Annotated in this window: 1 protein-coding gene; it reads left to right on the top strand. The window is 61.9% G+C overall.

What is annotated here, in order from left to right:
• The first annotated feature begins 67 nt into the window (after nucleotides 1-67).
• Nucleotides 68-1,227 (top strand): IS3 family transposase gene (locus tag E1B25_RS21970; RefSeq protein ID WP_245510828.1). Its coding sequence is split into 2 segments (ribosomal slippage): nucleotides 68-317 and nucleotides 317-1,227, totalling 1,161 coding nucleotides; the frame shifts between segments, so codons are not numbered across the junction.
• The last annotated feature ends 26 nt before the right edge of the window (nucleotides 1,228-1,253 follow it).

A 1,253-nucleotide genomic window follows, 5' to 3' on the forward strand; every position in this document is an offset into this window, starting at 1 on the left:
TTGACCTGCCCCCCGCGAAATCCCTCACCATGATGTAGAGTCTGCCCAACCTTGAAGGAGCAGACGAATGCGAAAAAGCCGTTTCACCGAGGCGCAGATTATCGGGATGATCAAGGAGCAGGAGGCAGGCATGCCGACGGCAGAGGTGTGCCGTCGGCATGGCCTCAGCCCGGCGACGTTCTACAAGTTCAAGTCCAAGTATGGCGGCATGGAGGTGTCCGAGGCGGCCAGGTTGAAGGCGCTGGAGGACGAAAATGCCAAGCTCAAGCGCCTGCTGGCCGACACCATGCTGGACAACGTCGTGCTGAAAGACCTGCTGGGAAAGAACTGACGACATTGACCAAGCGGCGAGAGGCAGCGCTCAGGGCGATGCGGGGTCACGACATCTCGCAGCGCCGGGCCTGCCGGCTTGTCGGTGTCGATCCAAAGACAGTCCGGCGCCAACGCCCGCCGGATTGTCCGGAGATCCGCAAGGAAATGCAGGAGATTGCTGGCAAGCGGCGTCGGTTCGGCTACCGCCGGATCGGCATCCTGCTGGAACGCAAGGGGATGACCATGAACCACAAGAAGCTCTACCGCATCTATCGCGAGGAAGGGCTCTCCGTGAAGCGACGACGGGGGCGCAAGCGGGCCCGTGGCACACGCACGCCTATGCCAGCAGCCGCGCACCCAAATGCGCGCTGGTCGTTGGACTTCCTGTCCGACAGCTTCGGCGCGTCGCGCAAGTTCCGCATCCTGGGGGTGATCGACGATTGCTGCCGCGAAAACCTGTGCCTGATGGCCGACACCAGTATCTCGGGCGAGCGGGTGGCGCGGGAATTGGACGCGCTGGTGAGGACCTATGGCAAACCCGGCTGCATTGTCAGTGACAACGGGACCGAGTTTACCAGCCGGGCCATCCTGAAATGGGCCGACCAGAACGATGTGCCGTGGCATTACATCGACCCCGGAAAACCACAGCAAAACGCCTTCATCGAGTCATTCAACGGCAGCCTGCGCGACGAGTTGTTGAACGAGGAGATATTCGACAGCCTCGACGATGCCCGGCGAAAGCTGGCGCTATGGCGATATGACTACAACGCCGTCAGGCCGCACTCATCGTTGAGGAACCAGACGCCACTGCAAGCACGCCGGGCGCTTGAGCAATTTGAAGGCTCCGCGCCCGGCGCGCTTGCCCAGGGCGACGAACCCCGCTACCAAAATCCAACCTGCAGACTCTCGTTATGAACGAGGGACCAGCGGGGGGCAGGTCA

The organism is Antarcticimicrobium sediminis (assembly GCF_004348975.1).
GTDB classification, from domain to species: Bacteria; Pseudomonadota; Alphaproteobacteria; order Rhodobacterales; family Rhodobacteraceae; genus Antarcticimicrobium; species Antarcticimicrobium sediminis.